At 59.6% G+C, this 5,571-nt stretch carries 9 protein-coding genes and 1 pseudogene; all 10 read left to right on the forward strand.

Going from position 1 to position 5,571, the window contains the following annotated elements:
* Window positions 1–54 precede the first annotated feature (54 nt).
* Window positions 55–342, forward strand: a pseudogene (locus AX729_RS38570) (DUF736 domain-containing protein); the annotation flags it as partial.
* 189 nt (window positions 343–531) lie between these two features.
* The gene (locus AX729_RS41120) at window positions 532–798 is read left to right on the forward strand and encodes a helix-turn-helix domain-containing protein (RefSeq protein WP_061023398.1); all 267 of its coding nucleotides are present in this window, start codon (window positions 532–534) and stop codon (window positions 796–798) included.
* 115 nt (window positions 799–913) lie between these two features.
* On the forward strand, window positions 914–1,201 hold the full coding sequence (locus AX729_RS12465) for a DNA -binding domain-containing protein (protein WP_061023400.1): 288 nt from the start codon (window positions 914–916) through the stop codon (window positions 1,199–1,201).
* A gap of 146 nt (window positions 1,202–1,347) precedes the next feature.
* Window positions 1,348–1,524 (forward strand): transcriptional regulator domain-containing protein, encoded by a 177-nt coding sequence (locus AX729_RS41125; protein ID WP_245325143.1) that lies wholly within the window; start codon window positions 1,348–1,350, stop codon window positions 1,522–1,524.
* Window positions 1,525–1,618: 94 nt separating this feature from the next.
* Window positions 1,619–2,107: a DUF2285 domain-containing protein gene (locus AX729_RS38575; protein ID WP_245325144.1), complete on the forward strand. Its 489-nt coding sequence runs from the start codon at window positions 1,619–1,621 to the stop codon at window positions 2,105–2,107.
* A gap of 130 nt (window positions 2,108–2,237) precedes the next feature.
* Entirely contained in the window at window positions 2,238–2,516 is a 279-nt protein-coding gene (locus AX729_RS12475; RefSeq protein WP_061023404.1) for a helix-turn-helix transcriptional regulator, read from the forward strand.
* A 2-nt stretch (window positions 2,517–2,518) separates the two neighbouring features.
* A complete protein-coding gene (locus AX729_RS12480; protein WP_061023406.1) occupies window positions 2,519–3,421 on the forward strand; it encodes a replication initiator protein A in 903 nt (300 codons plus the stop codon).
* A 286-nt stretch (window positions 3,422–3,707) separates the two neighbouring features.
* Window positions 3,708–4,172 carry a DUF2840 domain-containing protein gene (locus AX729_RS12485; protein WP_061023408.1) on the forward strand — a complete coding sequence of 155 codons (465 nt, stop codon included), beginning with the start codon at window positions 3,708–3,710 and terminating at the stop codon, window positions 4,170–4,172.
* Window positions 4,169–4,678: a S26 family signal peptidase gene (locus AX729_RS12490; RefSeq protein ID WP_061023410.1), complete on the forward strand. Its 510-nt coding sequence runs from the start codon at window positions 4,169–4,171 to the stop codon at window positions 4,676–4,678. Before AX729_RS12485 ends, AX729_RS12490 begins: the two co-directional genes overlap by 4 nt.
* A 302-nt stretch (window positions 4,679–4,980) precedes the next feature.
* Window positions 4,981–5,385: a lytic transglycosylase domain-containing protein gene (locus AX729_RS12495; protein WP_492338708.1), complete on the forward strand. Its 405-nt coding sequence runs from the start codon at window positions 4,981–4,983 to the stop codon at window positions 5,383–5,385.
* The last annotated feature ends 186 nt before the right edge of the window (window positions 5,386–5,571 follow it).

The following is a 5,571-nucleotide window of genomic DNA, read 5'->3' on the forward strand; positions in this document are numbered from 1 at the left end:
GTCGCTATCGGATCAACCGCTTCATTTCAGAAAGACGGTTGCCAACTGACCTAAAACGGCTTCCAGGGCGAGATCGTCACCCTCAGCCTGCAGGCCAAAGGCGTCCGCATCGTCGCAGAATCCAGCCCCTCCAACGACAAGGCTCCAAGCCACCGCATCTTCGTCGGCCGGGCCGAGATCGGCGCCGCCTGGTCGAAGCGCTCCGAGGAAGGTCGCGACTATCTCTCGCTCAAGCTCGACGATCCCTCCTTCAACGCACCGATCTACGCCAACCTGTTCGACGACGAGGGTGGCGAAGGCTACACCCTGCTGTGGTCGCGGCCGCGGAAGAACGGCGAGTAAGTCTCGCCGCGAGGCCCCGCCCGAGCGAATCGGGCGGGGCTTCGACGAATCTTCCCCCAACGCGCCGCCCCCTTACAGACGACCGTATCGTCGTCATAAACCCGCAAAAACGGGCTAGACACGGGACCAAGGCGACTATTATAGTCGTTTCCATAGCGCTTGATCGGCTTGCTGTGGATGTGATCATGCATGATCACATCCCGCCAAGTGCGGGCCGCACGCGCGCTTCTCGGTTGGACACAAGAGACGCTCGCTGACAAGGCCTTGGTCGCGTTAACGGCGCTGAAGCGCTTCGAGTCCGAGAACGGACTTCAGGTGCGCGAGGATACGCGCGACCGCGTTCGCGCTGCCCTTGAAACATCTGGAATCATGTTCCTGGTCTCGGAGCGCGGCGAGGGAGTAATGCTGGTGAGCAATCGGGGAGACACTCGCAAGCCAATTCGGAAGCGGCCTTAGACAGATCGTAGAGAGCAACGCTCGGGAATTCTGCTGACAGCGGCAAAAGAAGGGCTACAATCGGTCCGCATTTTGTTTTCTGGCAAGTTAGAATTATTCGTTCTATGATTTTCTCATGAAGAAACCACCTCGAGATCCAGACGTCGCCGACGCTGCGCCCACGGATCCCGTGCTCACTGTCTATGACGAAGAGCACGTCATAACTTATTTGCGCATACTTGATGCAGACGCGGAGGGAGCCGACTGGCGGGAGGTGGCGCAAATCGTGCTGCACATCAACCCAGACCTCGAGCATGATCGCGCGAAACGTGCTTTTGACACGCACCTGACCCGCGCGAAATGGATGACTGAGCACGGTTATCGACATTTGCTGCGCGGCGGAGCGTCGAATCCAAATCTTTAGCTCTGATTTTCATTTTCAGTAGCAAAACTTTCTACGGCTTGGACCGATCGATCCGCTGCATCACGCGATGCGCGATCTGGGGCTTCCTGCAACCATGACTGCTCAGGATTATCGCGCCGCAATTTTGCAGTGCGACGGGGACGCGTATGTCGAAGTTCAACTGGAGGTCGTCGGATGACTACTATAACCGCGTTGAAGAGGGGCTTCTGACTGGCCTTGCCTGGGAGTGTCTGCGCCGCAACCCCGATTTCCAAAGCGATTGCCGAGCTCGTCCGCCCTCGGCCGGCATCCGACATCATTGGGGGTTAGTTTTTCGTAGCTGATCCCGCTCGACCTTTCTTTGAACAAACAATCTTCTGGGCGCCCGAGGTTCTTCCGACGGTCATCCCAGTAAGACCCGTTGAGTTGTCGCCCGGCGTGGATTCCCACGTCAGTCTCGATCTCAAAGATCTCAATGAAGCTCAGCTGCGAGAAGGCCCTGATGGCTGGCACGCTGTGCTGCATCTGCACGGTATCGAGCACCGCGTGTGGTTGAAAGAGGCGCCCATCATCGCCGCGACCTATCGTGTCGAAATTTCGTTCGATCAAGACTACGAGTATCGAGCAGATGCTGGCCGCCGCCTGTTTCGGGCACTTAATGGCAAACCGGTTGGGAAGCCTCTCCATGCGCTTTCTGCTGCTCAGCGGCGCCGAATGACGCTGGCTCTGCGCGTGCTAGACGGACGAATGGACGGAGCCACGTACCGGGAAATTGCCGAAGTCCTGTATGGCCCCCAACGGATTTCCGAACGCGACTGGAAAACCCATGATCTACGCAATCGGATCATCCGCTTGGCTCAGAGCGGCTTTGCGCTGATGCGTGGCGGCTATCGCAGAATACTGCGTCCGCCGTCCCGAAAAAAATAGGAGTATGCTGGGGGTATCGAAATTAGCCCCCCTTAACTTCGGCATCCCCCTTCGCGGATCGACTCCGCCAATGTGCTCGTGGATGCGCGACCTACGCCGGTTGCGCGCCAATGCACACGGAGTCTCCCAAATGTCCGATCCCGGCGCCGGCATACCGCAGCGATACTTGCGGACGGCCGAAGCAGCACGATTTCTCAGCCTTTCCGGCCGAACGCTCGAAAAGCACCGGACCTATGGCACCGGTCCCGCGTACCGCAAGATTGGCGGACGGGTGGTCTATGCGCTCGACGATCTCAAGGCCTGGGCCGACCGTGGCACCAAGTCATCAACCAGCGATCCCGGGGCCGGGACCGTTCTGCCTGCGAAACGCCATCCGCCTGCGCCGTATGCCGGAAAGGAGCGCCGCTGACGATGTCGGACAATCAATTCACTCCGCATCGGCGCCGACGTTCTGAACGGGATCAACTCGAATTGTTTCGAGCGCTGCCCGGCGATTTGGCTGCACGCGATGCGCAAGACCTCATGGCATATCCGTTCTTCTCGCTGGCGAAGACCAAACGCATTGTGCCGATCGACTTTCGTGCCGGCACCATCACAATCCGTGTCGAAGCCGTTGCCGAGCATGGCATGGCAACGATTTGGGACGCGGACGTTCTGATCTGGGCTGCGTCTCAGATTGTTGAGGCGCGTGACGGAGGTTTGAAGACCTCGCGCCTGATGGCGACCACGCCATATGAGATTTTGACCTTCATTGGCCGCAGCACCAGCATTCGCGACTATGACCGCCTCAAGGCTGCGCTCGACAGGTTACAGGCGACGACCGTCATGACGTCGATTCGACAACCGACAGAGCGTCGACGGCATCGCTTTTCCTGGATCAACGAATGGAAGGAAACGTCCGACACGCACGGGAAGCCCCGCGGACTTGAGCTGATCCTGCCGGATTGGTTCTACTCAGGTGTTTTGAACGATGCGCTCGTCCTGACAATCGACCGCAGATATTTTGATCTGACAGGCGGCCTCGAGCGTTGGCTTTATCGCCTCGTCCGCAAGCACGGCGGTCGTCAGAACGGCGGTTGGAGCTTCGAAATTGTGCATCTCCACGCCAAGTCGGGCAGCTTATCTCCCGTCAAACACTTCGCTTACGACCTGCGCCAGATCGTCCGTCGGCAAACACTGCCGGGCTACGAGCTCGTCATTACACAAGATCCGACCGGTGCAGAGCGTCTGAATTTTGCGCCAACCCTCATCGATCCGTTTGAAGCGCGCCTGCGACGACGCGGCCTCATTCCTGACGCGGGGGACAAGCTGTGAATTCTCTCGTGCTATCGGGGACCAGAATTATCGTGCCATCGGGGACCGGATCCTCGTGCTATCGGGGACCGAAATCGCGCTTAAACCTTTGGTGCGCGGCATGTTTCTCCTCCCGTAACTCTACTAACAGGGAATCCTTCGGATTCCCTCTAACGGACCACATCCGTTCAGCGCCGGCGACACGGCTCCCGTCGAGCGCCCACCTTTCCTTCCCGGAAAGGCGAAGAGCGTTTGGGCTGCGTCTAGTCGCGCAGACTCAATCCGATCCATCACCTCGAGGTGTGTCATGAGCGAACTCACGACAGTTGAGATCCTGTGGGTCGAAAAGCGCATTGAGAACCGGATTCGGTTCGGTCGTCACGCCTCCGAGCGCATCCTCGACCATAGTCGTCGCGTATTGTCTTTCGAACCAGGCAGCATCTTCGCGTTCGTACGTTGGTCGTCAAACGACTTCGGAACAGTTCTGTCTCGCATCGACATCCTGCGTGCGGTCATGCCCGGGCAACGCTACGCGACCGTTCCATGGGTAAGCCCTGGCGGCGAAATCTTGCTGCGCCTGTCTGGCTGGCCGAAAGTCGAGCGAGTGCTGCAATTGGTCGATGCTGTCGAGGCTCTCGACATCGATCCCGCAGACGCAGCACCAGACTACTGGCACCACGTCCACAACCGTTTGTCGGTCAACGAGACGCCCAAGCCATACACCCGATCGCGACACCAGGCTTGGCTCCATCGCCGGAGAATAACCTCATGAGCGCACGCTGCCCAACGATCTTGAGCACATTCGGAGCCGTAGCTCTCCTGCTTTCAACGCTTGGTGAGACGTCGCCCCGTTATATTTGGAACGCATCAAGCAGCGTGCCGATCGGTCTCTATCGGATTCAGTCGGCCGGCCCGCTGACTGTCACTGAACTCGTCGCCATTCGTCCGCCCGACATGCTTGCCGCATTCCTCGATCTGAACGGCTACTTGCCCGTGGGCGTTCCCATGCTCAAACGCGTCCTTGCCCTTCCCGGGCAGACCGTATGCCGGACCGGACCGTTGATCGTCGTCGACGGCATTGAGATTGGGCAGGCTCGCGAGCGCGACGGTCGCAATCGCCCCTTGCCCACCTGGCAGGGATGCCGCGTACTCGACGAGGGGCAAATCTTTCTGATGAACTGGCAATCGGAAGACTCGCTCGATAGCCGGTACTTTGGACCGCTACCCATCTCCGCGGTCATTGGACAGGCCGTACCTCTGTGGACCGCGGAGGAGTAGACATGCACGCCGTTTGCTTCCGATCCACCGTCTGCGGCTCCGCTGATACACCGTCCGACCTTCCGTCCCGGCCTGCTCAACAGGCCCTGGACTCGCCTTTTTCAGCATTTCCTCCGCTTTCGCCAATGCTCCGCGTCCTCGTTGCGCTACTAGCGTTCGCGATAGCGCTTCTACAGTCAGCCCTGTGCGACACAGCGTTCGCCGCGGATACGCCGCGTTCCGAACCGGCATCTCAGTACACTGAATTCATCACCGAAGCGGCACAGCGCTTCGCCATCTCGGAGCGATGGATTCGCGCCGTGATGAAGATCGAGAGCGGGGGTGAACGACGTGCAACGTCGCCTCGCGGCGCACTAGGCCTGATGCAACTCATGCCCGGCACTTGGGTCGAGCTCAGCGCCCGCTATCGTCTCGGTCTGGATCCGTTTGACGCCCGCGACAACATACTGGCAGGCGCCGCCTACCTCAAGGAGCTGCAGGATCGCTTTGGATCGGCGGGTTTCCTTGCTGCCTATCACGCCGGTCCGGCGCGGTACGAACAACACCTGGCGACGGGTCGGCCGCTTCCTCCGGAAACTACGGCCTACGTTGCGGCGGTCACACCATTGCTGGACAACGAGCAGCGTGAACATGCCGCAGCTGACGGCAGGCGTGCACTTCCTTGGCGGGAGGCTCCCCTGTTTGTTGACCGGATAGGCGCACCGTGACGGACATTCGGTTTGCATTCGAAACGCTGCAACACGATCGTGATGTTGAGACTTTCGGGTTTGGTGCTGAGGGAGCCTGGCTCGCACGGCAAGGGTTCGCGGAGGGGTGCGATCTTTACGGGCTGCCGGCGTACGGGCGATGCCTTCGGCCCGCGCTCTACTCGTCGCTTCGCTCCTCACCGAGCC

The sequence above is a fragment of the Bradyrhizobium sp. CCH5-F6 genome, assembly GCF_001556045.1.
GTDB lineage: Bacteria > Pseudomonadota > Alphaproteobacteria > Rhizobiales > Xanthobacteraceae > Bradyrhizobium.

Excerpts from the sequence above, each read along its gene's own strand:
- AX729_RS41120 (WP_061023398.1), top strand. The coding sequence starts at position 532 with ATGATCACATCCCGCCAAGTGCGGGCCGCACGCGCGCTTCTCGGTTGG.
- AX729_RS12465 (WP_061023400.1), top strand. The coding sequence starts at position 914 with ATGAAGAAACCACCTCGAGATCCAGACGTCGCCGACGCTGCGCCCACG.
- AX729_RS41125 (WP_245325143.1), top strand. The coding sequence starts at position 1,348 with ATGTCGAAGTTCAACTGGAGGTCGTCGGATGACTACTATAACCGCGTT.
- AX729_RS12475 (WP_061023404.1), top strand. The coding sequence starts at position 2,238 with ATGTCCGATCCCGGCGCCGGCATACCGCAGCGATACTTGCGGACGGCC.
- AX729_RS12480 (WP_061023406.1), top strand. The coding sequence starts at position 2,519 with ATGTCGGACAATCAATTCACTCCGCATCGGCGCCGACGTTCTGAACGG.
- AX729_RS12485 (WP_061023408.1), top strand. The coding sequence starts at position 3,708 with ATGAGCGAACTCACGACAGTTGAGATCCTGTGGGTCGAAAAGCGCATT.
- AX729_RS12490 (WP_061023410.1), top strand. The coding sequence starts at position 4,169 with ATGAGCGCACGCTGCCCAACGATCTTGAGCACATTCGGAGCCGTAGCT.
- AX729_RS12495 (WP_492338708.1), top strand. The coding sequence starts at position 4,981 with ATGAAGATCGAGAGCGGGGGTGAACGACGTGCAACGTCGCCTCGCGGC.